Origin of the sequence: Pseudomonas sp. NFACC04-2 (assembly GCF_900119265.1) — a bacterium.
Lineage (GTDB): Bacteria > Pseudomonadota > Gammaproteobacteria > Pseudomonadales > Pseudomonadaceae > Aquipseudomonas > Aquipseudomonas fluorescens_AA.
Genome location: NZ_FPJC01000006.1, coordinates 13,241 through 38,522, shown reverse-complemented (window position 1 = coordinate 38,522; position 25,282 = coordinate 13,241). Strand labels below are relative to the sequence as shown.

Sequence of the window (25,282 nt, the reverse complement as noted above, 5' to 3'; positions counted from 1 at the left end):
GGTGCCGTTGCAAGTTGTGTGATTACGCTAAAGGTGGTTTTGTCAGACGCTCTGAGAGGCTGCATTTGTGGCCTCTGTTGTTATTGCTGTGATTGGGGCGATTGGAGCCTTTCGCTAGACAGGAGTCGGCCAGAAGCAGTCAGTCACTCAGAGCCTGAATCGCGTAAGGTGCGAACACCCTACTGCCGCCAACGCTTACGCGCATGCAGGTATGCGGTCAGGTCGCTATAGCCAAGCTGTTCCGCAATATCAGCCCTGCTTTCACCTTGCAGTTCCAAATACTGCTCGATATCGGCGCGCACTAGGTCGAGTAATTGTCGAAAGCTAATACCTTCATGCTCCAAGCGTCGACGCAATGTGCGAGGACTTTGGTGTAGCAGTTCAGCCTGGTTATCGAGGGTGGGCACTTGGCCATGCGCCAGATTGTGGCGAATGCTGTGAGCCACCTTCGCCGACCAGCCGGCGAGACGCTTTTGCCTGGCGATGCAGCGATCCAACTCCTGTTTGAGCACAGACAGTATGCCAGGGTGCCGATTGTGCATCGGTAAGCTCAGGCTGGCGCTATCAAGATACATCCGCGTCCGCGCGCACTCGAAGCTTACATTGCTGCCAAAAAATGCGCTGTACTGACTGTAATAGGCGGGTTTAGCGTAGGCCAACTGCACGCACGCGGGCACAATGGTATGGCCAGAGCCTTGGATACACACTGTCAGTGCCATGACGAAATAGTGCTCGGTGAGATAACGCACCAGATTGATCGGAGCATCGATATTCAGCTCAACGCCGATGCCATTGGCGTCTTCAAGAATACTCACCATGTCCATATCCGAAGCCAGACCGGCATAGCGCGCCCAGTTTTCCATTGCATCCTGCACAGTGTCGCAGTACTGCCCTGCTAAGGCGATCACGTGCCAGTCCTGGGGAGTAAAAGTACCAAAGAGGTGCAGGCCGATGGCAGGGTCGTGTCGAGCGGCTTCATCCCAGAGTTGCTCCAACGCCAGCGCGCTGTAATCGGCCTGACCCTGTCGTGAATGGCTATTGATATAGCGTTGCAACACATTGCCCATGGGGCCACGGTGAAAGCGCTGAACGAGTTGTGGTTTTGCAAGGGGCTGTGGATTGGCCAGCTTTCCCAAACTTTTGTCCTGTTCGCGCATATCGTTCGTTGTAGTCATGGCTTCTCATAGTCGGGCATTGATTTATCAGCCCGAACGAGATACTGCCATGAATATAACAATGATCGCCAATAGCCCTATTGCCGTAGTCGCCGGCATTTTCTTCGGTTTTATCGTGTTAGAGCTCGCTTGCGCGTGCTTCCGCCAGCCGGCAGGTAGCCGCCGTGATGCGATGATTGAAATCATTGGTTCTAGCCTGTTGCTAGGCTTCACCTTTCCGCTAGTGATGTTCATCACAAACACCCTGCTTGACCATGCCGCCCCGCAAGCGAAAGACAGTCTGATCAACCTACCATGGTGGGCGGGGCTAGGCTTGTTCTTGGTATTCGATGATATGACTCAATATTGGTGGCATCGCCTTACCCACCGCGTACCGTTCCTGTATGCCCTACACCGCGCGCATCACTCGGCACCGTACATGAGCATTCGCATCGTTTATCGCAACAACAGCTTCTATTACCTGCTGATGCCAGGTCTATGGTTCGCCGGCATCCTTATATACATGGGCCTGGCGCATATCTACTACCACTACTTGATCGTAAAGATGCTGGTGATTTTCGGCGCCCATAGCAGCGTTCTTTGGGATGCCAAGCTGTACCAGATAAAAGCGCTGCGCCCACTAATGTGGGTGTTGGAGCGAACTATCTCCACGCCCTCAACTCACTCGGCCCATCACGGCCTCAACGCTACCGATGGCGTTACCCACTACAAAGGCAACTTCGGCAATCTATTGTTTCTCTGGGATGTGATTTTCGGCACTGCAAAAATCACCCGCCGCCGCCCGCAATCTTTTGGCATCGAAGATCTGAACCCAGTGAGCTGGCAGGAAGAATTATTCTGGCCAGTCGTGCGCAGCGACAAACCTGCCCTTCAACATAAGTCTAAAAACGAGTTAGCCCAATGAGCGTGAATATTGCCCTAATAGCCGGCTCCAGCCGTACTAACAGCCAAACGGCCAAGGTCGCACTCTTTCTTGGCCAGCGTTTGAAAGCGCTGGATATCTGCGCGACCCCACGAGTCATCGATTTAGCACGCTCGCCCTTGCCAATGTGGCCGGGCGAGGACGTTGAAGGTATATGGGCCGATCACGCTCAAGTGCTGCGCGGAGCAGACGCCGTAGTTGTGCTCGCGCCTGAATGGCACGGCATGGCGGCACCGGCAATTAAAAACCTATTTATGTATGCCAGCTACAAAGAAGTCGGTCATAAGCCAGCATTACTGGTGAGCATTTCATCTGGCCAAGGCGGCGCTTACCCTCTCAGCGAGCTGCGCGCATCTAGCTACAAAAACAACCGCGTGTGCTATCTGCCTGAGCACATTATCGTGCGACAAGTAGAAAGCGTGATGAACACCGGTGAAGCTAAGACTGCCGATGATTTGCGCATTCGGCAGCGTGCCGATTGGACTTTACAAATGCTCGGGCACTATGCCCAAGCAATGCAGCCGCTGCGCGGGTTAATTTCCATGGACAGTGTAGAGTTTACTAACGGGATGTGATCTCCTGCTGCACATGGATCGCTAAAAGCTGAAAAGGGGTTTCACAAGAATGACACCTGCGGGGAGCAGGCAATCCTGTCTGCTCCCGATTTCCAACGCTGTTATGCAAGCCATTTGTCAGACGGCTTCTATCAGTTAGAAAAAAGGGACAAAAAAGGGGGCAGACTTATTTTCTGATAATAAGTCTGTCCCCTTTGTTGCTCTTCCTAAGTAGTGAGTCACAAGACACGGCTACCAAAAATTCTCACTTACTCATAGGGTATTTTGCATGTACCACCGTTGCCTTTCAATTCTGTGGCTTTGCCTATTCTCTTCGATGTCATTCGCTGAAGCTCCGCGGCCTGAAGCTGTTGCCGAGTTTCTCGCAGCACAGAAGGACATGGATGATTTACAAAACGGCTATACGCAACTTCAGATCCTGGCGGCGCGGGCTGACACTGACCCAGCGAAAGGAAGGGCGTTCACTGAGGAGTTAATCAACATCAGCAAGCGCATGTACACGCACCTGGATAACGCCATCGCCGCCGGGCATGCCGTCGCGATGTACCAAAAGGCTAAGTTGCTGTTTGCAAAAAAGCCATTTAAGGACAATAAGGATATGTGTGAACTGTATGGTCGTGCAGCGGAGCGTGGACTGATGGCGGGTGCTTTGGAATATGCCAAATGCGTTAACTTTTACCCGCCCAGCGAAGAGTACACCAGGCGGCTGGAAATACTTCGGGCGACGATTGAAGGTCAGGATCCCTATTTGTCGGAGTACCCATTGATGACCTCATTCCCATACTGCTTTCCCAAGCACAAACCAGCGTTGCAGCCGGGCGAAGGCGCTGTCCAATGGGTTGTGGACAACGCGCGTCCCCAAGCATTGAGCGCTGAGGATTTTCGCGCAGAGGGTTATTACACGCTGGCTATGTCGGGAGTAGATGAGGAAACGAAAGCATCCAAGGCCGGATTCTTAAGATTGGCTTTCGCTCATGGGTGCCGAGAAGACACAGCGCGAATTGCGAAGTACTTGGGCGTTACAGTACCACCAGTGCCTGTTAGGGCTTCACCATCGGTGAAGTGATTCAGCTGTGCAAATCATTCATGGATTTCGCTTCTGCGGAGTAACCCTCTCTGTTTCGTTGATGCCGATGATGGGGCTCGCTAGGCTTCAGAGCGAATACCCAAAAAGCCGTGCGTGCAACCATTTGATGGGGACTCCCCGGTAGCGGCTGTGTCCACTGTCTGCAAGTCGCCGAAAGCACCCTTTGCCGAATGCCTGAATAATTGCTATCCACCAGCCACAACCTATAAATGGCAAACATCAAAATGGGCGCCTTAAGCGCCCGTAATCCCTTAACGTTCAACCTGCGCCTGAAGCCGCCGTCCAATCACCTCCAGCAAATCACATCCATCCCGCAACGGAATCACCAAAAGCTGCGCGAAATCCGAAAGCACCACCGTATCGCTGGCAATCTCGGAGCGAAACGCGATGTTCTCCAACACTTGAGTCACCGTGCGGATGCGGTAATCGGCAGTTGCGTGCAGTACGTCAAGCGGCGCCTGGGTGTCGATAAGCAGGGCGGCAGGGGTGCAGTCGATGCCGGTGATGGGGATGTATCTCTGCATGGGATTGCTCCATTTGGTTAGAGGGCTTATCCGATCCGCAGGTCGCCAAACCTGATCACCATGGTTGGCGACGGAAAGAACTATAGATTTGGGCTCCCAAGACGAACAAGGTGAGAGATTCCGAGGCCTTCGTAGGAATCATGAGAACTCTCCAAGGAAACGAACCGACTTTATCCATTTCTGTAGGAGCAATTACTCACACCGAAGAAAACCCACCCCAACCCTGAGGCCGCGACATCCGGTATTCTGCGCCTCTGAAATACCATCCCGGCCCGAGGCGTTCCAATCGTCATCCCGGCCTCTCGAACAGTCTGCAAAGCAACGCAACAGGAGTCATGCATGTTGATAGGACATCGGTTCGAGCGCACCGCGCAGGGTGACCTGCACATCCATTCGCGCAACGTGGTGCAGAGCTTGGTCGTGTTGGTGATAGGGGCGTTGGCCTTTCTCTTGCCAATGGCGTTCGCTGTGTTCGTGATGGTTGATGGGGCCTCGTTGATGACAGAGGTGGATCCACTGTCCGCTCTATTGATGGTGCTGCTGTGGCTGCTGATTCCTGCCCTTGGCCTGCTGCTGGTGCTGTACACCGGCGTCCACGAGACGTTGGTGTTGTCGCGGGTCGACGGCGAAGGCAAGCGCCTGACCCGTAACTTTTTCGGGCGCCGCGAGCGTGTGCAATCGGCCTTCAGTATCGATGCTGCCAAATCCCTCGAACTGCGCCGCCTCCCGCAGGCTGGGCGAGCTCGCACCCAGCTGTGGCTGATACAGCGCGATGGCACTGCGCAGCGCCTGACTACCGACAACGTTCCGGTGGTGCCGGGCAGTCAACGCACGGACCTGTGGCTGCGGGAGCTGGCCGACTACTTGGGCGTGGCGTTGCCCACCGAGGTCGTCGAGGGGGCGGCGCCGATTGTCAAGGTGCCCTATAGGCCAACTCCGGCTCCTACCAGCGGCAAGGTGGTAAGGGCAGCCCGCCAGCGCCGGGAACAGGGTGGCGCACCTGCGCCTGCGCCGACCGAGAAACTGGGCGTTCCTGCGCGTGCCTTGCTCACACTATTGGGCGCCTTCTTTGCGGTGCTGGAACTGACTAACGTCATGACCTTGGTGCCGGCCGTTTTTACTGGACGGTTGCGCGTCAGTGGCTTTCGAACGGGTTCGACGACGTTCTACTGGGCCGAGCAGCCGCTGAGCTTTTCCTTCAACTTGCTGGTGGGTGTCGCCGAGGGTGTGATCGTCGGCTTTATTGCCTGGGGTTGCCTACACGTGGCGATCCAGGGGCGCATGAATGCCAAGCCTTAAGGGCAGCGTCTAAGGAAACAGGCGTTGGGAACGATGTTGCTTCGAGTGGGCGAATTGGAAGAACCCAGCCTCGCCGAGGGCACTTGGTTGGATGAACGCTGCCGGGGTTTTCCGAAGAAAGCGGTGGCCGAGCTGATGAGGGAGGCGCATTGACCACAAGGGGCATTGCGCTGATGCTTGCGCAGGCTGCGCCATCGAATGAGTGCGGCCTGCCAGGCTCTTGATCGGGCCAGTCCATTCACAGAACCGAGGAAACTATGCCTGTGACTGTTCGTGTCGCCGTTGCGGACGACGCACAACACTTGTCCGCCATCGAGGCGTCCGCCGCCCTGGCGTTCCGTCGCATTGATGAGCTGAGCTGGGTGGCGCAGTCGCTGCCGATGTCCGTCGAGCGACATCGCCAGCTCATTGCGCTATCGACGTGCTGGGTTGCCCTCGATGACGAAAGCAGGCCACAAGGATTTCTCAGTGCCGAGTGCTACGGCGAGGCTCTTCATATCCATGAGATATCCGTCGCGCTGCCCTGGCAGGGACAAGGTTTGGGGCGGCGGCTGATCGAGGTCGCGCAGGACCATGCCCGCTCTAACGGACTGCGTTTGATCACCCTCACGACATTCATCGACGTGCCCTGGAACGCCCCGTTTTATGCCCGCATGGGTTTCCAGGCTAAAGCCACCCAAGACCTGGAACCGCGACTGGCGGCCCTATTGAGTGCCGAATACCAACGTGGATATGCTCCGGGTAGCCGCTGTGCAATGGTCTGGTCAGTCACTTGAATACGATTTCTTTAACCTCTGCAACGGAGACAAGCATGGAACGGGACAGCGCCTACATCACCACGACGCAAGCGCTGGAAAGCCTCTATGGCCCCGTCGCGGCACCCTCGATCCTCAAGGAAGTCGACCATATCCATCCGGTTTACCAGCCCTTCATCGAGGCGGCATCCTTTGTGATCCTCGCTTCCTCAGGCCTCGGAGGGCTGGATGCGTCTCCGAGGGGCGACGCGCCGGGGTTCGTTCATGTCCACGACAGCAAGACGTTGTATCTGCCCGACCGCCGCGGCAACAACCGTATCGATTCGCTGCGAAACATCGTTGAGGATCCCCGGGTCGCGCTACTTTTCCTCGTGCCGGGCGTGGGGGAAACCTTGCGCGTGAATGGCACGGCCAGGATATCCATCGAGCCAGCCCTGTTGTCCCGCTTCGCAGTGAAAGGGCAACTCCCTCGAACCGTTCTGGAAGTCACCGTAACCAGTGTTTATTTCCAGTGCAGCAGGGCAGTGGTCAGGGCGGGGCTATGGGATGTGAAGCGGCAGATCGAACGCCGCGCACTGCCCACGGCAGGAGAGGTGTTCAAACGCATCTGCCCATCGCAGGTCGATGGCGACGCTTATGACAAGGCACTGCCGGAGCGTGTTGCCAATACGCTTTACTGACGGTTTTTTAAAGCACTTCAATACCCAGGCCCGAGAAGCCCTGGGTATTGCAGTTGTTGTCGATAAGCCGAGGTGCAGTTCCCCGTAAGATCATTTATTTGAAATGACGCCACTCATGTATTGATGGAGATCGCGCAGGTCCTTGACGCTCCAAGGGTGCGACGGGATCTTCACGCCATTCTCTTTCAAGGTCTTTGGAATCAGGTCTCCATTTGGGCGAAGTATGATCGAAGAGACAATCACACCCGGGTAATCGGTCAGTCGTTTCTTGAAGGCGGGTGTCGTAAGGTCAGGGGTTGGCGGGTTGCTTTTCTTGGCCAACGGCCCTGTTCCCTTGATGTCCGCGCCATGGCACACGGCGCATCGCTGAAGATAGAGCGTTTTCCCATTGGCGTTGTCCGCGAAGGACGCCGACGCTTGCATGAATGACAAGATGCCGAGTAGAGCGATGGATGATGTTTTGATTTTCATGTGACCGGTACAACTGATTTGAATGACTGACGCAACCTGTCTATCACTTGCTCAATTGACGGCCCCTGAATGGTTGGCGGCGTCGGGCTTTCCCCAAATTCCCGCCAGATGAACAACGTCAGCTCCGCGCCGTCGGTCAATGTCTGGGCATTCCCTTGACTCCCAAAAGTTTCCAGCAGTCTGTACCGCGTATCTTTCCAAAACAACGCCTCGACCCAGTCGTACACCGGAATGAAATGGAAGTGGATGGGGTAACGGGGATCGTGGCCGAATCGGCTGATGTAAAGCCATTTGGGGTTGAGCTGTGTTTCAAGGACGCTCTGGATGTGTGCCATCAGGCCACCCAGCTCCGCTAACGCCGACGCGGGCAATTGGACCAATGAGTTCACGTGAGTCTTGGCGCCGAGCATGAGGTAGCCGGGCAGGGCGGACGCCAAGTGATGGTTGACTGTCCAATGGCTGGTTTCATGGAGGATAAACGGTGGTGTTGGTTCCAAAGCTGACTCCCTGTCGTAGTGCGGTTAGGACCGATCCTTCAACTATGTAACATTTTTCAGCCGTGCGCCGACAGGCAAGGTTGATGAGAACTTGTGGCGAGGGAGGTGGGCGGTGGACCGAGTTGTTAGCTTTAGGACAGCTTCGCGCCCCAACGGGGATAAATCCCCTCGCCACCAGGATAAAAGGAGGGCTGATTTATTTGCTTGATAGTAGTTCCGCTCCCTGATCGATCCTTCTTTTGTTATTTGTACTGGCAGCACTGGGCAGGCTTGGAGGTCTTTACGATGCGGCAGGCTTGACCGCAGCTGATTTTCTCGCAGCAGGTTTTGCGTCTGGTTTAGCCGCCGGTACGGCTGGTTTTTTTGTGGCGGATTTTGCTGTAGGTTTTGATGCAGCGACCGGTGGTTTTCCAACTTTTGAAGTCGCAGCTTTGGAAGCCACCGCTAATGTTGCAATCGGTTGTACCGTGAGTTCCACACCCAGCGCGGTCATCAATTTCCTGATAGTTTCAAACCGCGTTTTTGCTCCAGATTTCAGCACCTTATAAAGGCTTTCACGGTTAACTCCGGCATCTTTGGCGACTTTATTGACACCTTTGGCTTTTGCGACCTCGGCCAAAGCATGAATAAGGCTTTCCGTATTATCGGCTTTCATACTTTCAGCCAAATAAGCCGCTATAGCTTCTGGGGTATCGAGAAAGCGCGAAGCCTCGTAACGAGTCGTACCGGCAGTGCTGAGGCTAAGGACCGGCATATCCTCAGGATTGAATTTGTCGCTCATGTCATTTACCTCTCAGGGCATCAAGAATCACTTTGGCTCTCTTAATGCCTCGTCTTTGATCTGTTTTATCGCTTCCGCTGAGCATCAAGTACTCTGCGATTCCCGAGCGTACAAAGTAGATTCTGTACCCCGGCCCGATAAAAACACGCATTTCGCTCACCCCATCGCCAATCGGTTCGCAATCACCAAAATTGCCATTTCGGGCGCGATCCAGGCGGGCCAAGATAGCCGCTTTTCCTTGAGTATCCTTCACACTGTCAAGCCAATCCTCAAAATCGGGCGTCTGGTGGATCTCGTACATTTTCTTATCGATCATAGCCTCACTTGTAGCCATATGGCTACTCCTGATGGATGGGAGATTGACTGCAGATCATGGTTCTTTTCATCGAACATGGAGCCGATGGTGTCGCTCCGGCTGGCAGTAGGTGCAGGGAAGCGGGGGGAGTCGATGCCGGTGATGGGGAGGTATCTCTGCATGGGATTGCTCCAATTGGTTTAGGGGCTGATCCGATACGAAGGTCGCCAAACCCGGTCGCTTTTGGGGCGACGGGAATGACTTTAGATTTGAGCAACCAAGGCGGACAAGGTGAGGGATTCCGAGAGCTTCGTAGGAATTGTGAGACTTCCATGTGGAAACGAACCGACGAGCTCAGGTTCTGTAGGAACAGTCGGATCACGCCGGTTTCAGCAGATCTCGTAGTACGGTTAGGACCCTTCTTTAGCGGTGTAACATTTTTCAGTTTGTGCGCTGACAGGGAAGGTTAATGAGGACCTGTGGCGAGGGAGCTTGCTCCCGCTGGCCGTGAAGCGGTCTTCTAACAAGCGCTGGGAGTTGACTGGATACACCGTGTTGGCAGGTTTCGGGACTGCTTTGCAGTCCAGCGGGAGCAAGCTCCCTCGCCACGGGGGTTTGTGTTGGTCGAGGGACCGAGGTGTCAGCTTTTGGGGCAGCTTCGCGCCCCAACGGGGATAAATCCCCTCGCCACAAGAATGGTCAGTGGGATACCGCCAATCCAATGGCTTTTGTAGCGAGGTTGCAACTACCCTTCAAACTCCGTCTTCAACGAGGCACCAGCGAGACGCCGGCGCCGGCACTGACGCAGCCGACGATGGCGCCATAGCTGGCGATGCTGATGATCGGTTGCACTTGGTCATGGCGTAGCAACCACTGCTCCAGGGCAAAGCGGTACGGGCAGCCTGGGGGCCACATGAAGATGGCCTTGCCTTGCAGGTCTGCGGCGTTGCGCAAGGGGCCGTGGGATTCGGAGGCGATGAGCATCAGGTCTTCGCGGTACATCACGGCGCGCTTGAGCCCCGGCCGTTCCACATCGACCGCCACGATCACCCCGTCGAGCCGGTGGTGCTGGGTGTCGTCCAGTAACTGCGCCCAAGTCCCCGTGCTCAGCTCCAGCGACACCTGAGGATACTGCGCGTGGTATTTGGCCAACAACTGCGGCAGGCGCCCCGTGGCGCTGGATTCGATGGCGCCAATGCGCAGCGGTCCGCTTGGCGTGTGGCTGGGGTTGACCGCGCGGCGGGCTTCTTCCGTCAGGCCGAGGATTTTTGTCGCGTATCCCAGGAACACCTCGCCCGCCGGGCTGACCCGCAAGCCGCGACCTTCACGGAAAAACAACGGTGTGCCCAGCTCCCGCTCCAGGGATTTGAGCCGTGCCGTGATGTTGGACGGTACGCAATGCAGCACTTCGGCGGCGCGGGCGATGCTGCCGGTGTCGCAGACGGTCTTGAGCATGCGCAGTTGGGACAATTCCATAGCTCATCCAAAGTGAATGGTTGGCTAAGTTTAAGTCACTTGTATTGATGACGGGTGATTTTGATACTGCGGGGTAAATAGACCAGACGCTCAGTGCGCAGGAACTCTGAATGGAAACCCGTTGTGTGCCGTTTGACGGCTTGAAGAACCCCAGCAGACCCGACGTGAAAGTGATCCTGGCGACGCTGTTCGTGATTCTTTGCTGGGCCTATTCGCCGATTGGTATTCGCATCGGCTTGCAGGCCTATGAACCGGGTCAGTTGGCCTTGGTGCGGTTTCTCATCGCTTCGGTGTTCATGGCCGTTGTCGCGGTGGCGAAGGGTATTGCCTGGCCGCGTCTTGGGGATTTGCCGTTGCTGGCGGTGTTGGGGTTCTTTGCCGTGAGTCTGCACCACATCGCCCTCAATTACGGTCAACGGGGCGTCAGTGCCGGGGCGGCGAGTGTGCTGGCCCAGTCCACGCCTTTGTTCAGTACGTTGCTGGCGCATTTTGTCTTCAAGGACAGAGTCGGCGGTTGGCAATGGGGCTGTGTACTGTGCGGCCTGCTTGGCGCTGCCGTGGTCGTCACGGGGGATCGAGGCTGGGGTGACATGGACGCCCGTGGGCTATTGATCCTGCTGGCGGCGCTGTCCTGGAGTGTGTATTTCTCTTTGCAGAAGCGCCATACCCATCGCTACGACGGCTTGACCGTGGTTTGTTACACCGTCTGGTCGGGCACACTCCTGTTGTTCATTTTCGCACCGGGGGTGTTGGGCGCGGTGCGACAGGCTTCGGCTTCGGTGAACCTGGCGGTGTTGGTTCTGGGTATTTTTCCCAGCGCGCTGGCGTACCTTGCTTGGGCTTACGTGCTGGCCCACAGCGACGTGAGCCGAGCCTCCATGGCGCTTTACTTGATACCGCCCACGGCGATGTCGATGGCTTGTCTAGTCCTGGCCGAACGTCCAGCGGCGATGGTGAGTGTTGGGGCGGTTATCGTGTTGGCGAGTGTGCTTGCGTTGAATGTCGAACCGGCGAGTGTGGCAAAAGCCGGCTGATTCTGTAGCGGATGTGGGCAATGATGTTCGATGCTGTCCTGTTTAGGGCTGCTGCGCAGGCCAGCGGGAGCAAGCTCCCTCGCCACGGTTATGTTTCGAGCTAACCACTTTCGATCGCTCCCGTGCGTGGGAATGCCACTTGGGACAATCAACGTACCGCCACCTTATTTTTTAACCTGATAATCCTGGCCCCACACCCGCACGGTGTTGATTTTCTCGTTCAACCCTTCAAACACGAACTTCTGCCGCACAGCCGTCTTCGGCGGAATGGTGACTTCATCCGGGTTTTCAAACCCTGCGAGCCTGTTGGCGTAGCCGGCCTGGTCGATGGCGAGCAAGGCGCCCGTTTGGCCGAGGTTGATCAGGCGCAGTTGGGTGTCGGTGCTGTTCTTGAAGCCGAGGGTGACGCTGAAGGTGTCGTCAACGGGCTCCAGCTTCAGGACTTCGATGGAGACGCGGTCTTTCAGTTGCTCGTTGGAAGAAATGATCGCGGCGCCATCGGCGCCCTGGGCTGATTCGCGGCCATCGAGCACGCCTTCGCTGACGCCACCCAGCAAGTTCTTGCCAGCGGTAATGAAGCTTGAGACGGCTGCCTTGGTCGAGTCCTTGATGAGGCTGCCGTCGGTTGGCTCGCCTTCGGCGAAGCACAGCGAGCTGAGCAAAAGGCTGGAGACGAAGAGGGTGGAGCGTGACGGCAGAAGGTTCATACCTGAGTCCTTGAGGGGAGCAGCGACATCGCCCGTCAACCGGGCGAACGGCAATGATAGCCGTGATCATGGGCCGCTAGCGATCTGCTTCCTTGAGTTTTTCCGACATCTTCACCAGCGTTGCCAACGAGTCCGCATTCATCTTGCGCATCAACGACCCGCGGCGCACTTTCACGGTTACCTCGCTCAAGCCCAGTCGGGCGGCCACCTGCTTGTTCAGCAGCCCTGACACGACCAGGTCCATCACCTCGCGTTCGCCGTCAGTCAACGCGCCATGCCGATGTTTCAACGCGTCGACACTCGCCGCGGCCTTGCGCCGTTCCTGGTCGCGGTTCAGGCCCAGGGTGATTGCATCGAGCAGGTCCTGTTCGCGGAACGGCTTGGTCAGGAACTCCAGCGCCCCGGCCTTCATGGCTTTGACGGACATGGGAATATCGCCATGCGCGGTGATGAACACCACCGGGACCTGGATATTCAAACGCGCCATTTCCTGCTGGAAATCCAACCCACTCAGGCCCGGCATGCGCACGTCGAGGATCAGGCACGCCGGGACGTCCGGTCGTTCGGCGTCCATGAATTCACGGGCCGAGCCGAAGGCCATGCTCGCCAGGCCCACCGAAGCCAGCAGGTCTTGCAGTGAGGCCCGCACCGAAGGGTCGTCGTCGACGATGAAGACCCTCGAGTCGGCCTGGTCTTGCATGTCAGTTTGGCTCATCGGATTCCCTCGTGATGGCTGGCAGGGTGAAGTGAAAGGTCGAACCTGACGGCGCATCGCTGGTGGCCCAGAGTCGTCCGTCATGGGCCTCGATGATCGAGCGGCTGATGGCCAAGCCCATCCCCATGCCGTCCTGCTTGGTGCTGTAGAAGGCGTCGAACACCCGTTCGCGGTCGCTGGCCGGCAAGCCGTTGCCTTGGTCGGATACCGAAAAGAGCAGTTGCCCAGGCGATTCGAGCGTCACCTGAAACTGCAGAATCCGCTGGTCGACGTCAACCTGACGCATGGCGTCGAGCGCGTTCATCGCCAGGTTCAGGATCACTTGCTGGATCTGCACTTCGTCCGCCAGCATCGGCGGCAGTCCGTCCTGAATCTGCACGTGCAAAGTGATGTTCTGCTCGTTCAGCTCGCCCGTCATCAAGCGCAACGCGGCATGGACCGTGTCGGCCACGTTCAGCCACTGCTTCGTCGGTGCTTGATGCCGGGCCATGCCGCGTAACCGAGCGATGATGTCGCTGGCCCGGTGGGTGTCGGCGATGATCCGCTCCACCGCCTGCCGGGCCTTGGGCAGGTTGGGCGGCTCGGTGGCCATCCAGCGCAGGCAGGCACCGCCGCTGGCGGCCACGGCAGCCAGGGGCTGGTTGATTTCGTGGGCAATCGAGGCGGCGAGTTCGCCGAGCATGTTGATGCGGGCAATGTGCGCCAGGTGGGCACGGGTCTGGTGCACCGTGCGCACGGCGGCCGAGAGCCGCAGCGCCAGGTACGTCGTGCCGGCGATGGCCGCGAGGCTGATGAGCACGTTGATCAGCCCGGCCTCCGTGTCGCCAAAACGCGTCAGTCGATAGCTCAGGATCGTGAGGACCATGCAGAGGAGCGCGACCCCGGCCACGGCGCGTGCCGGCAGGATTCTCACCGCGATCAGCACCACCACGATCTGGAAGACCCCGACCGCGATTTCCAGGTCGGTGACCGTATCGATCGCCGCGATGCCGAGGGCCAACCCCAGCAGGAGCAGCAGGCGCAGGGTCAACTGGGTTCTTCTCATCGAGTGTCCATCGCGCATTGCTCCAACGACCGATCCACGCAGTTTATACCGCAGCACCTCAGGATGGATTGTCCAGGCTGAACTGATCGGCCACTTCGTCATAGGCGAACAACTCGGCGTAGCGCCCCCATTGCGTGACACAGTCCAGCGTAATAGCGGCATCGTGCTCGGACATGAAATCTTCCAGTTGGTCACGGAAACGCCTGGCCGGTGCCGTGCGGGTGGGGCGGTCGTCCAGCACCCGGCGCACATGCCCCACCAACGGCACATATTTAAGCAGGTGGCGGGCAAACAGGTGCTTGCGCTCATCCACCGCTGACTCGGCGTAGCGCAGCCCGGCCGGCAGGAGGGTGATGTGGCCGTCCTGCAGGTCGGCCAGGCGCAGGAGCTGCAACACTTCGGCGACCGGCAAAAGATCACTGGCGGTGTAGCGCAATGTGTCGGCGAGCTCGCGCAAATCCGCTTGGCCGGCAAACGGCTGATCCTGCACCGCTTCGATCAGCCCGGCCAGGGCATTGCTGGAAATCGACGGCAGGACCATGCCCACGCCACTGCCTGCAAAGGTCTCCTGGCGTGCGGAGCCGACACCCGCGCCGCCGGCCATCTGCACGTAAATGTGTTCAACCAAGGCTTGGAACGCCGGGTCGGCGCGATTGCGCGGCTGGCTGAGGTCCACGGCGATCTCACTCATGACCCGCCCCGGGTTGGAGGAAAAAATCAGTATCCGGTCACACATCAGTACGGCTTCTTCGATGTTATGGGTGACCATCAGGATCGACCTGATCGGCATGCGCCCCTCTCGCCACAACTCCAGCAGATCGGTGCGCAGCGTTTCGGCGGTCAATACGTCCAGGGCGGAAAACGGCTCGTCCATCAACAACACATCTGGATTGACCACCAGTGCGCGGGCCAGGCCGACGCGCTGGCGCATGCCGCCCGACAGTTCCTTGGGGAAGGCGCTTTCGAAGCCGTCGAGGCCGATCATATCGATGGCGGCCAGCGCCCGCCGACGTCGCTCAGGCGCCGCCACGCCCAAGGCTTCGAGGCCGATCTCGACGTTTTGCAGCACCGTCAGCCAGGGGAACAGGGCGAAGCTCTGGAACACCATGCGCACCGAACTCGCCAGCCCTTGGGCATTGGGCGGAAAATCCACCACCCCCGTGGTGGGCGAAATCAGGCCGGCGATGGAGCGCAGCAAGGTCGATTTGCCGGAGCCCGAACGCCCCAGCAGGCCGACGATTTCGCCCTCGTCCAGGCGCATGCAGACATTGTCCAGAACCCGGCGCTCGGCACCGCCGGCCGTGCCGTAGACATGGCCGACTTGCTGCACATCCACCAGGCAGCGTTTGCCTATCACTTGCATGGGATTGCCCTCAATCAATTCGAAGCCGACGTTCGGCGAAACCGTACAGCGGGCGCCACAGCAACCGGTTGAAACCCACCACGAAAATCGACATGACCACGACGCCCAGGGCTACCCGATGCAGATCCCCGGCCGTGGTGGCCTGGGCGATAAAGGCACCCAAGCCGGACGCATACAGATGCTGGTTGCCCCAGGACACCGCCTCGGCGACGATGCTGGCGTTCCATGAGCCACCCGCTGCCGTGAGGGCACCGGTGATGTAATAAGGGAAGACGCCCGGCAGCGCGACCTGGCGCCACCACTGCCAGCCGCGCACGTGGAAGCTGCGCGCCGCCTCGCGCAAATCCGTCGGCAGGGCGCTGGCACCGGCAATCACGTTGAACAGGATGTACCACTGGGTGCCCAGGATCATCAGCGGCGAGAGCCAGACATCGGGGTTGAGTTTCAGGGCGACGATGGCGATCACCGCAAACGGAAACAGCACGTTGGCGGGGAAGGCCGCCAGCAATTGCGCGACGGGTTGCAGGCGTTCGGCCCAGCGCGGGTTCAAGCCGATCCAGACGCCGATGGGCACCCACACTACGCTGGCCAGCACGATGAGCACGCTGACTCGCAACAGGGTGGCCAGGCCCAGGCCGAAGGTACTGGCCACGTCGTCCCAGCCCAACGTGCTGCCAATGAAACGCGACAAATGCAGGATGCCGGCGATGCAGGCCGCGGCGACCAGGGCGAGCCAAGCCAGGTCGGCGGCGCGGTTGACGCGGGCGCTGGTCTTGAAGCGGATGGACGGCAGCCGAGGGATCTTTTCCAGAAACAACGACGCCTTGATGCTTCCCAGCGCCAGCAGCACCCAGGGAACCAGGCGAGTCGAGCGCAGCAGGTCATAGACCCTGGACCGTGGGCGTTTCTGGGAGGCGGTCTGTTCGAAGCGGAATTTGTCCGCCCAGGCGACAATCGGCCGGAAAAACAGCAGGTCATAGGCAATGATCACCCCAACCATGGCCAGCACCGCCCAAGCGATCGCGGCGATGTTTTGCTGCTCGATCGCCAGTGCCAGCCATGAGCCGATGCCCGGCAGGCTGACGGTGGTGTCGCCGACGGTAATGGCTTCGGACGCGACGACGAAAAACCAGCCGCCGGACATCGACATCATCATGTTCCACACCAGGCCCGGTGTGGCGAACGGTAGCTCCAATCTGACAAAACGTTGCCATGGCGAAAACGAGAACTGTCGGCTGACGTCGTAGAGATCGTTGGGCACGGTTCTCAGCGATTGATAGAAACTGAAGGTCATGTTCCAGACTTGGCTGGTGAAGATGGCGAAGATCGCCGCGCACTCCACGCCGGTCTCCTTGCCCGGGAACAGTCCCATGAAGAACACAACGGTAAAAGTGAGAAAGCCAAGGACTGGCACGGATTGGAGAATATCCAACGCCGGCAGGATAACCATGGCCGCCTTGCGGCTTTTGGCTGCCAAGGTGGCAATGACCAGGGAGAAAACCAATGAAACAAACAAGGCGATGAACATGCGCAACGTGGTGCGCAAGGCATATTCCGGCAGGTGCACCAGATCCAGGGACAGTGGCGAAGCGTCCAGCACGCCGAGGGGCTGGTTCATCTGATCCAGGCCATGGAATACAAAGGCAGCCAAGAGCACCAGGAGGCTCAATGACGCCATGTCGGCGCGCCAGGAATGGGCGGGGAGTTGTCCTCTGTTTTTGAAGGGCGTCAATGCGGGGGTAAGGAATGAAGGGCGCATGGATCACCTCTATCTAAGCTTTGGAAATCAGGGCTGCGACCACACTGGCGATCATTGGAAGTTGAAGCGCACTTGAACGGGGGCGTTAAAGGCCCGGCAAGATTAAGTGTTCCCCGGGGCGGTGACCACGCTGACTTGGGACATGAAAATATACGTTGGTATATCCGTTCCCTTCGGTGAGAGAGCTCTGCGGCAGGGCTTTATCTTTTGTGGCTCACTGAAATTGCGCGAGGAGGGTAGGAGGGTGTTCGTCTGATCCGTATTTTCCTGCGCCAGGTGCCTCTGTAATGAACCCGGGCCCGGCCCCAGAATAGCCACGCGGCCGGCCTATCGAGCTGCCCGTGTGCTGCAACTTTTTGGTCCAGGAGAGTGCTCATGGCGAAGATGGCGATTTTTCTAGGTGGTTTTTTGGCACTGACTCTTTTGATCGGCGTGCTGGCGACGATTTCGCCCGTATAGGCACAAGCGGTTGAAGCTTCCGTGACGAGGGATTGCTCCTCGCCACAACTCCACTGTGGGAGCGAGCTTGCTCGCGATAGCGGTGGTTCAGCTTGCATCCATGTTGAATGGGCCGTTGCCATCGCGAGCAAGCTCGCTCCCACAGGTTTTGATTGCCTTTGTAGTGGGGGAGCGGTTCTTGTTACCGATGCAAGATCACCTGCGCAATATCCTGCAACCCCATCACCCGTTGCGCCGCATTGAGTTTGATCGCTTCCTTGGGCATGCCAAAGACCACGCAACTGGCTTCGTCCTGGGCCACGGTGCTGGCGCCGGCGTCGAGCATTTCCTTCAGGCCGCGGGCGCCGTCGTCGCCCATGCCGGTCATGATGATGCCGGTGGCGTTGCGGCCGGCGAATTTGGCGACTGAGCGAAACAATACATCCACCGAGGGGCGATGGCGGTTGACCAACGGGCCGTCCACCACTTGCACATGGTAGAACGCGCCGCTGCGGGTCACCATCATGTGTTTGCCGCCCGGGGCGATGAGCGCCAGGCCCGGGTGGATGCGGTCGTTGTTACGGGCTTCGCGCACTTCGATCTGGCACAGGCTGTTGAGCCGGGCGGCGAACGAGGCGGTGAACTTCTCCGGCATGTGCTGGACGATGACGATGCCCGGACAGACCCGTGGCAGGGCGGTGAGCACCGCTTCCAGGGCCTGGGTGCCGCCGGTGGAGGTGCCCAGGGCGACGATGCGTTCAGTGGTCTGCGCCATGGCATGGCCGTTGGCGGCGGGCAGCATGGCGTCGGCGGTGAGTTTGGTCGCCGGCGTCAGCGTCGTCGGGGCGGGACGCTTGCCGAGGTTGCGCACGTTGACCTGGGCGGCGGCACGGATCGCCGACACCAATTCCGGCGCCGACTCCAACAGAAAGTTCTTCAGCCCGGTGGTGGGCTTGGTGATGATTTCCACCGCGCCGGCGGCCATCGCCTGCAACGTCGTTTCCGCGCCCCGGGGCGTCAGGGACGAACAGATCACCACCGGGGTGGGGCGTTCGCTCATGATTTTCTTCAGGAAGGTGATGCCGTCCATGCGCGGCATTTCCACGTCCAGCACGATCACGTCGGGCCATTCCTTGGCCAGTTTATCCATGGCGAAAATCGGGTCGGACGCCGCGCCCATGACGTGAATGTCCGGTGTCTCGCTGAGAATCGCCAATAACACCTGGCGAACCACGGCAGAGTCATCCACCAGCAGTACATTGATCTTTTTTGCCATGGTCAGTGCCGGGTCCTTATGGGTTGGTGCCTGACCCACACATCACCGCTGCGCAGGTCGAAAATGATGCTGCGGTGGCCGGTGCTGCCCATGTCCTGGGCGATCAGGTCGAGGCGATAGAGGGCGGCCATTTCCAGCGCGGCGTTGACGTTCAGTCGCGCCACATCGCCGTAGGGCACATGGCGTTGCAGCTCGGGGAACATCTCCCCGCCGCCGAACAGCTTGAGTTGGTAGTCCTCGGGGTCGGTGTGGTGCGCCCGGGCCTGACGGATGAACAGTTCGATGGCTTCGTCGGCGTAGAGGCCATTCAGCGCGGTGGAGCAGCGCACTCGACTGGGCAGCATGAAGTGGCACATGGCACCGATCCTGCGTTCGGGGTGCCACAGCGTGATCGCCACGCAAGAGCCGAGAATCGTGCGCAGGCGGGTCGGGCAGGTGGCGAAGCGAAACTCCCCTGGCGCCAGGTACTCCTCGGCCACTGCTCTGATGGCGGCGTTCATGGTTTGCGGTAAATCGAGGGCGCCACCAGTTTCAACGCATCGGACACACCGTTGAGACTCTCCGAGTGGCTGACGATGAAATACCCGCCGGGCTTGAGCCGGGGGATCAAGCGGGCGACCACTTTGCTTTTGGTGGGTTGGTCGAAATAGATCATGACGTTGCGCAGGAAGATCACATCGAACTCCCCCAGTTCCGGCAAGGTGTCGTTGAGGTTGACCTGGATGAAGTTGACCCGGTTGCGCAAGGCCCGGTCGATGAGAAACGTGCCTTGCTGGCTGCCGGTACCCTTGAGGCAGTATTTCACCAGCAGCGGCTGGGGCAGGGTGCGGGCGCGCTCCATCGGGTAATGCCCGGAGCGCGCCTTGGCCAGCACCTGGCTGCTGATGTCCGAACCGATCACTTCCCAGGGCGTGGTGCCCAGCCCTTCGGCCAGGGTCATGGCCAGGCTATAGGGTTCTTCCCCGGAAGAGCTGGCCGCGCTCCACAGGCGGAAGGTCTTGCCCGGCGTTGCGTGGGGCAGTACGTGTTGGCGCAGGAAATCGAAATGTTTGGGCTCGCGGAAAAAGTAGGTCTCGTTGGTCGTCAGCAGGTCCAGCGCCACTTGTAATTCATCGGTGCGCTGACCGTTCATGATCAGCTTGAAATACTCGCCGTAGCTGTCCAGCCCATAGTGCTTGAGGCGCTTGAACAGACGCCCGGCCACCAGGGCTTTCTTGGCCTCGGACAGGCTGATGCCAGCGGCCTGGTACAGCCAGGACTGGAACTGGCCGAATTCTCGGTCACTGAGCGCCAGCGCGTTCGCGGGGCGTTCCTTGCAGCTATCGGCGTTCACAGGGTATCCACTTCCAGCGCGTTCGGGCTGGTTTCGGCGAGTTGGGACATTTCGTCGATGGACAACACGCGGTCCACCTCCAGCACGATGACGAACTTGCCTTCGACCTTGGCCATGCCACTGATGAAATCGGCCCGGATCTTCGCGCCGAAGCTCGGTGGCGGCTCGATCTGCGAGGCCGGGATCTCCAGCACCGCCGACACCGTGTCCACCAGCAGGCCAATGTCCTGGGCCTGGCCGTCGGCGCTGGACGCCTCGATGATCACCACGCACGAGCGCCGGCTGATCGCCGAATTCGGCCGGCCGAAACGGGCCGACAGGTCGACGACCGGCACGACCGCGCCCCGCAGGTTGATCACCCCGCGTACGAAGGTCGGCATCATCGGTACCACGGTCAGGTTGCCGTATTCGATGATTTCCTTGATGCACAGGATGCCGATGGCAAACATCTCCGTGCCGAGCATGAACGTCAGGTATTGCGCTTCTTCCTCGACCGCGATGGCGGTCTGACGTGTGGTCGCGATGGCGCCCATTGCTTTTTCTCCTTTAAGCAAGCCTGTGGAACCGGGCCATCAGAACCGGGTGAATTCCGATTCGTCCGGGGCGGTGGCCATGTTGTAGGCAAACGCTTTGGGCATGATCGGTGCCGGTACCCGCGTCGGTTTGCGGCCGGAGGAGCCTGGGGTGTTATCGACCCTGGCAACTTGCACAGCAGACTTGGGCGGCGTGTCCAGGGTGAAGAAGCTCATGGCCTGTTGCAGCTGTTCGGCCTGGCTGCTCATTTCCTCGGCGGTGGCGGCCAGCTCTTCGCTGCTGGAGGCGTTCTGTTGGGTCACCTGGTTGAGCTGGGTCATGGCAGTGTTGATCTGCGCCACACCGGCGGCCTGTTCTTCGGAGGCGGCGCTGATTTCCTGCACCAGGTCCGAGGTCTTGTTGATCGAGGGGACCATCTCGTTGAGCAGGTTCCCAGCCTTTTCCGCCATATCGACGCTGCTGGAAGACAGCTCGCCGATTTCCTGGGCCGCCACCTGGCTGCGCTCGGCCAGCTTGCGCACTTCGGCGGCGACCACGGCGAAGCCTTTGCCGTGTTCACCGGCGCGGGCTGCCTCGATGGCGGCGTTGAGCGCCAGCAGGTTGGTCTGGTAGGCGATGTCGTCGATGATGCTGATGCGCTGGGCGATTTTCTTCATCGCCACCACGGTCTGCTGCACCGATTCGCCGCCGTCGGTGGCTTCCTTGGCGGCTTTGCTGGCCATGCCATCGGTGACCTTGGCGTTCTCGGTGTTCTGGTTGATGCTGGCGCTCATCTGCTCGATGGACGCACTGGTTTCCTCGACACTGGCCGCCTGCTCGCTGGTGGCCTGGCTCATCGATTGCGCGGTGGCGCTGACTTCTTCGGAAGCACTGGCCAGGTTGTCCGCAGCGTTACGCACTTCGCCAATGATGTGCGAGAGCTTGCCGATCATGTTCTGCATGGCGTTGAGCACCATGCCGGTTTCGTCTTTGGAGCCGCCTTCGATTTTTGCGTTCAGGTTGCCTTCGGCCAATTGCTCTGCGACGGTCGCGGCCTGTTTCAAGGGGCGGGAGATGATGCGCGAGATGAACAGCGCCAGGCCCAGGCCTACCAGCAGGGCGGCAATCAGCGCGACGATGATCGACAGGCGCGATTTTTCAAACAGCGCTGCGCCACGCTCGCTGGCGGCGCCAGCGCCGGCGTCATTGAGTTCCACCAGTTTTTGCAGGTCGTTGACCACTAGATCGAATTGACGCTTGGATTCGCCCTTGAGCAGTGCATGGGCTTGCTCGGTCAGGTTTTGCCGAGACAGCGCAAGCAGGTCCTTGCTGACGGCGAGGTAAGCGGCCCAGTCATTGCGGGTGGTTTCGAACAGCTGGCGATCTTCCGCGTTGGAGAGCAGTTTTTCATAGGTCGCCATGCGGGTTTCAAACCCCTTCCTGGCTTCTTCCGCTTCTTGTTCGACGGTGAGACGTTCCTGTTCGGAATCGGCGGTAATGTGGCGGTTTTCCTTGAGGCGATAGTTTGCCCCGTAGAAACGCATGCCCGAGGCCGCACGCATGGACGGCATCCAGTTTTCCCGGATCTCGACGGTGGTGCTGTTCACCTCGCCCAGTTGGATGATCGCGAACACCCCCATGACGGCTGTCAGGGCCAGCACCACAAGAAATGAAGTGATCAGTTTGGTGGCGATTCTAAGATCGTAGAACCATTTCATTGGGAAGTACCTCTCCATGGAATTGCTAAAGCGTCAGCGAGCGTTGGCTTGTTGTAATTGAGTCGGGGTGTAGCGGTTTTCTGTCTGGGCGATCTGGGTGAGCAGCGCCGGTACGTCAAGAATCAACGCCACGGCGCCACTGCCCAGGATGGTCGAGCCACTGATGCCGCGAAGGGCGCCAAACAGCTTGCCCAGTGGTTTGATCACGGTCTGGAATTCACCCAGCAAGTCATCCACCACCAACCCGGCCTTGAGTTCGGCGTAGCGCACCACCACCACGTTCTGTCGACGCGCGGCCGGGCCTTCGTGGCTGAAGTGATCGCGCAGGTAGACCAGCGGCAGCACCTCGCCGCGCAGGTCGAGGTAGCCTTGCTCGCGACTGGCGAGCCCATCGTCTTCGCTCAGCTCGATGCATTCCTGGACCATGTCCAGCGGTATCACATAGGTCGACTGACCGATGCTCACCAGGAAGCCATTGATGATCGCCAGGGTCAGCGGCAGGCGGATGCGCACCACGGTGCCCTTGCCGGGCTGGCTGTCCAGGTCGACGGTGCCGCGCAGCAGGGTGATGTTGCGCTTGACCACATCCATGCCCACGCCACGCCCCGAAAGGTTGGTCACGGCCTGAGCGGTGGAAAAGCCGGGTTCGAAAATCAGGTTGTAGATTTCCTGGTCGGTGGGGCTGGCCCCTGGCTGCACCAGGCCACGTTCCTGGGCTTTTTCCAGGATCCGGTCACGGTTCAGGCCGGCGCCGTCGTCGGCGATTTCCAGCACGATGCTGCCGGAGTCGTGATACGCGTTGAGGTGCAAGTGCCCCTTGACCGGTTTGCCGGCTGCCAGCCGGGCCTCGGCGGTTTCGATGCCGTGGTCCATGGCGTTGCGCAGCAGGTGCATGAGCGGGTCGCCGATTTTTTCCACCACGGTCTTGTCCAGCTCGGTCTCCGCGCCGCTGATGATCAGGTCGATGTCCTTGCCCAGCTCCTGGCTGACATCGCGCACCACCCGACGGAAGCGGTTGAAGGTTTCGCCAATGGGGATCATGCGCAGGCGCAGGGCGCCGTCGAGGATTTCTTCCACCAGCCCGGAGACCGACGAGGTGGCTTCCTGCAACGGGTCGTTGTGGCAGGTGCGGGCCAGCAGGCTGGCACCGGCGCTGGCAATGACCAGTTCGCCCACCAGGTTGATCAACTCGTCGAGCTTGTCGGCGTTGACCCGTACGTAGGTGCCGTCCTTGGCCTTGCTGTCGCTGGTCACCGCTTGTTTGTCGGTGGCGATCTGGGCGGGCATGCGCGGTGTCTTGCGCTGGTCGGACAGCAACTCGCCAGTGGCGACCAACGCGGTGGTTTCTTCGGCCGGTTCCGGTGATGTGGTCACCAGGCCGGTGTTGGCCGGGGGCGCGATGTCGTCATCGTGGGCAACGATCTCGACCTCGCAGTCTTCCCGGACGAAATCGAACACTTCGTTGATCGCCCCGTGGCTGGCGGCCGAGCGAAACTCGATGTCGAAGCCCAGGTAACAGGACTCGGCGTCCCAGGCATCGGCGGCGGGCAGGGCGTCGGTCAGGGTGGTGATGTCGACGATTTCACCCAGGGTTTGCAGGTAGCGCAGGAACGACAGCGGGTCCATGCCGTTGCGAAACACCTCCTGGCCGAAGCGCAGGGAAAGGTGCCAGAGGCGCGTTTCGCCGGGTTCCCGGGTTTCGGTTTCCTGCGCAGGCTTGGGGGCCGTGGCCTGCGAGGGCGCCTGGTACTCTTGCAGGATCTGGCACAGCTCCACTTCCCGTTGCAGGGCCGGTGGCGGCAGCGATCCGCCCTGGTTGGCGGCCACATTGACCAGTTCCAGCATGTGGTCGCTGGACTTGAGCAACACCGCAATCAGGCCGGCGTCCACCTCGACGCTGCCGTTGCGCAGGCGGTCGAGCACGTCTTCGACGATGTGGGTGAAGCTGACGATCGGTTCCAGGCCAAACAGGCCGGCCGAACCCTTGATCGTGTGGGCCGCTCGGAAGATCGCGCCGATGGCGTCATCGTCGCCGGGGTCGGTTTCCAGTTGCAGCAGCGACTCTTCCATCGCCTGCAACTGTTCCCGTGCCTCGACGATGAAGGTCTGTTGTGCCTGATCGAGATTGATGCTCACGCTCATTTCCTTTGTCGTGTCCGACGTCCTAGGCAACCAGGTTGCACAGGGCAAGTGTCTCCGTGACGGCCTGGCTTTGGCCGGTGAGGGTCAGTTGAGTCCCGGCCCGGGAGGCCTCGCGCTGCACCATCAGCAGCAGTTGCAGGCCCGCGCCGTCCATCTCGGTGATCTGCGACAGATCAAGGGCCATTCGCGGCGTTGCCCCCAGGTGCGGCAGCCACTGTGCGGCCAGCTCCGCCGCGGTGTAGATCGTCAGCTCGCCGTCGATGTGCACCTGGGCGGTGTCATTCTGTGTTTCGTAGTGCAACGGCATTGGAGCCTCCGGCTATCAAGGAAGAATCAGCTTGGATACCGCCGCCAGCATCTGCGCCGGCTGGAACGGCTTGACCACCCAGGCCTTGGCCCCGGCGGCCTGGCCTTCCTGTTTCTTCGATTCCTGGGATTCGGTGGTGAGCATGATGATCGGCGTGAACTTGTAGCTGGCCAGCTTCTTGACCTCCTTGACGAAGGTGATGCCGTCCATGTTGGGCATGTTCACGTCACTGATGATCAGATGCACTTTCTGGCCGTTGAGCTTGCCCAGCGCGTCCTTGCCATCGCTGGCTTCGATCACGTCATAGCCGGCACTTTTCAACGCGATGCCGACCACCTGCCGAACGCTCGCGGAGTCGTCGACAACCAATACACTTTTAGCCATGAGTGGCTCTC

The 25,282-nt window shown here is 59.4% G+C and carries 26 protein-coding genes and 1 pseudogene; 7 read left to right on the top strand and 20 right to left on the bottom strand.

Annotation, left to right across the window (positions count from 1 at the left end):
- Nucleotides 1–179: 179 nt before the first annotated feature.
- The gene (locus tag BT125_RS10510; RefSeq protein ID WP_256573753.1) at nucleotides 180–1,175 is read right to left on the bottom strand and encodes an AraC family transcriptional regulator ligand-binding domain-containing protein; all 996 of its coding nucleotides are present in this window, start codon (nucleotides 1,173–1,175) and stop codon (nucleotides 180–182) included.
- Nucleotides 1,176–1,224: 49 nt separating this feature from the next.
- Between BT125_RS10510 and BT125_RS10505 the strand changes: the two genes are divergently transcribed.
- The 3 genes from BT125_RS10505 to BT125_RS10495 all read left to right on the top strand — a co-directional run bounded on the left by BT125_RS10505 (nucleotide 1,225) and on the right by BT125_RS10495 (nucleotide 3,738).
- Nucleotides 1,225–2,079: a sterol desaturase family protein gene (locus tag BT125_RS10505; RefSeq protein ID WP_072406681.1), complete on the top strand. Its 855-nt coding sequence runs from the start codon at nucleotides 1,225–1,227 to the stop codon at nucleotides 2,077–2,079.
- Nucleotides 2,076–2,672, top strand: coding sequence for an NADPH-dependent FMN reductase (locus BT125_RS10500; RefSeq protein ID WP_072406679.1), 597 nt, complete (start codon nucleotides 2,076–2,078; stop codon nucleotides 2,670–2,672). The genes BT125_RS10505 and BT125_RS10500 overlap by 4 nt, the downstream gene beginning before the upstream one ends.
- A 268-nt stretch (nucleotides 2,673–2,940) precedes the next feature.
- On the top strand, nucleotides 2,941–3,738 hold the full coding sequence (locus tag BT125_RS10495) for a hypothetical protein (RefSeq protein ID WP_072406677.1): 798 nt from the start codon (nucleotides 2,941–2,943) through the stop codon (nucleotides 3,736–3,738).
- 272 nt (nucleotides 3,739–4,010) lie between these two features.
- Here the strand turns inward: BT125_RS10495 and BT125_RS10490 are convergent, their stop codons facing one another.
- Nucleotides 4,011–4,283, bottom strand: a complete 273-nt coding sequence (locus BT125_RS10490; protein WP_072406675.1) for a hypothetical protein — start codon at nucleotides 4,281–4,283, stop codon at nucleotides 4,011–4,013.
- 339 nt (nucleotides 4,284–4,622) lie between these two features.
- Here BT125_RS10490 and BT125_RS10485 point away from each other — a divergent pair, with 339 nt between their 5' ends.
- The 3 genes from BT125_RS10485 (at nucleotide 4,623) to BT125_RS10475 (ending at nucleotide 7,017) form a co-directional block, all read left to right on the top strand.
- Nucleotides 4,623–5,582: a hypothetical protein gene (locus tag BT125_RS10485; protein ID WP_072406673.1), complete on the top strand. Its 960-nt coding sequence runs from the start codon at nucleotides 4,623–4,625 to the stop codon at nucleotides 5,580–5,582.
- A 257-nt stretch (nucleotides 5,583–5,839) separates the two neighbouring features.
- Nucleotides 5,840–6,358: a GNAT family N-acetyltransferase gene (locus BT125_RS10480; protein ID WP_072406671.1), complete on the top strand. Its 519-nt coding sequence runs from the start codon at nucleotides 5,840–5,842 to the stop codon at nucleotides 6,356–6,358.
- Between the two features lie 35 nt (nucleotides 6,359–6,393).
- Nucleotides 6,394–7,017: a pyridoxamine 5'-phosphate oxidase family protein gene (locus tag BT125_RS10475; RefSeq protein WP_072406669.1), complete on the top strand. Its 624-nt coding sequence runs from the start codon at nucleotides 6,394–6,396 to the stop codon at nucleotides 7,015–7,017.
- 90 nt (nucleotides 7,018–7,107) lie between these two features.
- Here BT125_RS10475 and BT125_RS10470 read toward each other — a convergent pair whose 3' ends face one another.
- The 5 genes and pseudogenes from BT125_RS10470 to BT125_RS10450 all read right to left on the bottom strand — a co-directional run.
- Nucleotides 7,108–7,488 (bottom strand): c-type cytochrome, encoded by a 381-nt coding sequence (locus BT125_RS10470; RefSeq protein WP_072406667.1) that lies wholly within the window; start codon nucleotides 7,486–7,488, stop codon nucleotides 7,108–7,110.
- Nucleotides 7,485–7,985 (bottom strand): HIT family protein, encoded by a 501-nt coding sequence (locus BT125_RS10465; RefSeq protein WP_072406665.1) that lies wholly within the window; start codon nucleotides 7,983–7,985, stop codon nucleotides 7,485–7,487. The genes BT125_RS10470 and BT125_RS10465 overlap by 4 nt, the downstream gene beginning before the upstream one ends.
- Before the next feature lie 280 nt (nucleotides 7,986–8,265).
- On the bottom strand, nucleotides 8,266–8,766 hold the full coding sequence (locus tag BT125_RS10460; protein WP_072406662.1) for an addiction module antidote protein: 501 nt from the start codon (nucleotides 8,764–8,766) through the stop codon (nucleotides 8,266–8,268).
- Between the two features lies 1 nt (nucleotide 8,767).
- Complete coding sequence (locus tag BT125_RS10455; RefSeq protein ID WP_072407064.1) at nucleotides 8,768–9,082, bottom strand: type II toxin-antitoxin system RelE/ParE family toxin; 315 nt, start codon at nucleotides 9,080–9,082, stop codon at nucleotides 8,768–8,770.
- Nucleotides 9,083–9,829: 747 nt separating this feature from the next.
- Nucleotides 9,830–10,537, bottom strand: a pseudogene (locus BT125_RS10450) (LysR family transcriptional regulator); the annotation flags it as partial.
- 110 nt (nucleotides 10,538–10,647) lie between these two features.
- Here BT125_RS10450 and BT125_RS10445 point away from each other — a divergent pair.
- Complete coding sequence (locus BT125_RS10445) at nucleotides 10,648–11,571, top strand: DMT family transporter (RefSeq protein WP_072406660.1); 924 nt, start codon at nucleotides 10,648–10,650, stop codon at nucleotides 11,569–11,571.
- A gap of 164 nt (nucleotides 11,572–11,735) precedes the next feature.
- Here BT125_RS10445 and BT125_RS10440 read toward each other — a convergent pair whose 3' ends face one another.
- The 13 genes from BT125_RS10440 to BT125_RS10375 all read right to left on the bottom strand — a co-directional run bounded on the left by BT125_RS10440 (nucleotide 11,736) and on the right by BT125_RS10375 (nucleotide 25,271).
- Nucleotides 11,736–12,278: a hypothetical protein gene (locus tag BT125_RS10440; protein WP_072406658.1), complete on the bottom strand. Its 543-nt coding sequence runs from the start codon at nucleotides 12,276–12,278 to the stop codon at nucleotides 11,736–11,738.
- A 76-nt stretch (nucleotides 12,279–12,354) separates the two neighbouring features.
- Entirely contained in the window at nucleotides 12,355–12,993 is a 639-nt protein-coding gene (locus tag BT125_RS10435) for a response regulator transcription factor (RefSeq protein ID WP_072406656.1), read from the bottom strand.
- Nucleotides 12,980–14,038, bottom strand: coding sequence for a sensor histidine kinase (locus tag BT125_RS10430; protein WP_083564480.1), 1,059 nt, complete (start codon nucleotides 14,036–14,038; stop codon nucleotides 12,980–12,982). The genes BT125_RS10435 and BT125_RS10430 overlap by 14 nt, the downstream gene beginning before the upstream one ends.
- 58 nt (nucleotides 14,039–14,096) lie before the next feature.
- Nucleotides 14,097–15,401, bottom strand: coding sequence for an ABC transporter ATP-binding protein (locus BT125_RS10425; protein WP_072406652.1), 1,305 nt, complete (start codon nucleotides 15,399–15,401; stop codon nucleotides 14,097–14,099).
- Between the two features lie 10 nt (nucleotides 15,402–15,411).
- Entirely contained in the window at nucleotides 15,412–17,160 is a 1,749-nt protein-coding gene (locus BT125_RS10420) for an ABC transporter permease (RefSeq protein WP_072406651.1), read from the bottom strand.
- Nucleotides 17,161–17,800: 640 nt separating this feature from the next.
- On the bottom strand, nucleotides 17,801–18,874 hold the full coding sequence (locus tag BT125_RS10410; RefSeq protein WP_072406649.1) for a protein-glutamate methylesterase/protein-glutamine glutaminase: 1,074 nt from the start codon (nucleotides 18,872–18,874) through the stop codon (nucleotides 17,801–17,803).
- A 2-nt stretch (nucleotides 18,875–18,876) separates the two neighbouring features.
- Nucleotides 18,877–19,374, bottom strand: a complete 498-nt coding sequence (gene cheD, locus BT125_RS10405; RefSeq protein WP_072406647.1) for a chemoreceptor glutamine deamidase CheD — start codon at nucleotides 19,372–19,374, stop codon at nucleotides 18,877–18,879.
- Nucleotides 19,371–20,207: a CheR family methyltransferase gene (locus BT125_RS10400; RefSeq protein WP_072406645.1), complete on the bottom strand. Its 837-nt coding sequence runs from the start codon at nucleotides 20,205–20,207 to the stop codon at nucleotides 19,371–19,373. Before BT125_RS10400 ends, cheD begins: the two co-directional genes overlap by 4 nt.
- A complete protein-coding gene (locus BT125_RS10395) occupies nucleotides 20,204–20,740 on the bottom strand; it encodes a chemotaxis protein CheW (RefSeq protein ID WP_072406644.1) in 537 nt (178 codons plus the stop codon). Before BT125_RS10395 ends, BT125_RS10400 begins: the two co-directional genes overlap by 4 nt.
- 39 nt (nucleotides 20,741–20,779) lie before the next feature.
- A complete protein-coding gene (locus BT125_RS10390) occupies nucleotides 20,780–22,438 on the bottom strand; it encodes a methyl-accepting chemotaxis protein (protein WP_072406642.1) in 1,659 nt (552 codons plus the stop codon).
- A gap of 33 nt (nucleotides 22,439–22,471) precedes the next feature.
- Nucleotides 22,472–24,574, bottom strand: a complete 2,103-nt coding sequence (locus BT125_RS10385; protein ID WP_072407062.1) for a chemotaxis protein CheA — start codon at nucleotides 24,572–24,574, stop codon at nucleotides 22,472–22,474.
- 28 nt (nucleotides 24,575–24,602) lie between these two features.
- Nucleotides 24,603–24,887, bottom strand: coding sequence for an STAS domain-containing protein (locus BT125_RS10380; protein ID WP_072406639.1), 285 nt, complete (start codon nucleotides 24,885–24,887; stop codon nucleotides 24,603–24,605).
- Between the two features lie 15 nt (nucleotides 24,888–24,902).
- Nucleotides 24,903–25,271 (bottom strand): response regulator, encoded by a 369-nt coding sequence (locus BT125_RS10375; RefSeq protein WP_003203044.1) that lies wholly within the window; start codon nucleotides 25,269–25,271, stop codon nucleotides 24,903–24,905.
- Nucleotides 25,272–25,282 lie beyond the last annotated feature (11 nt).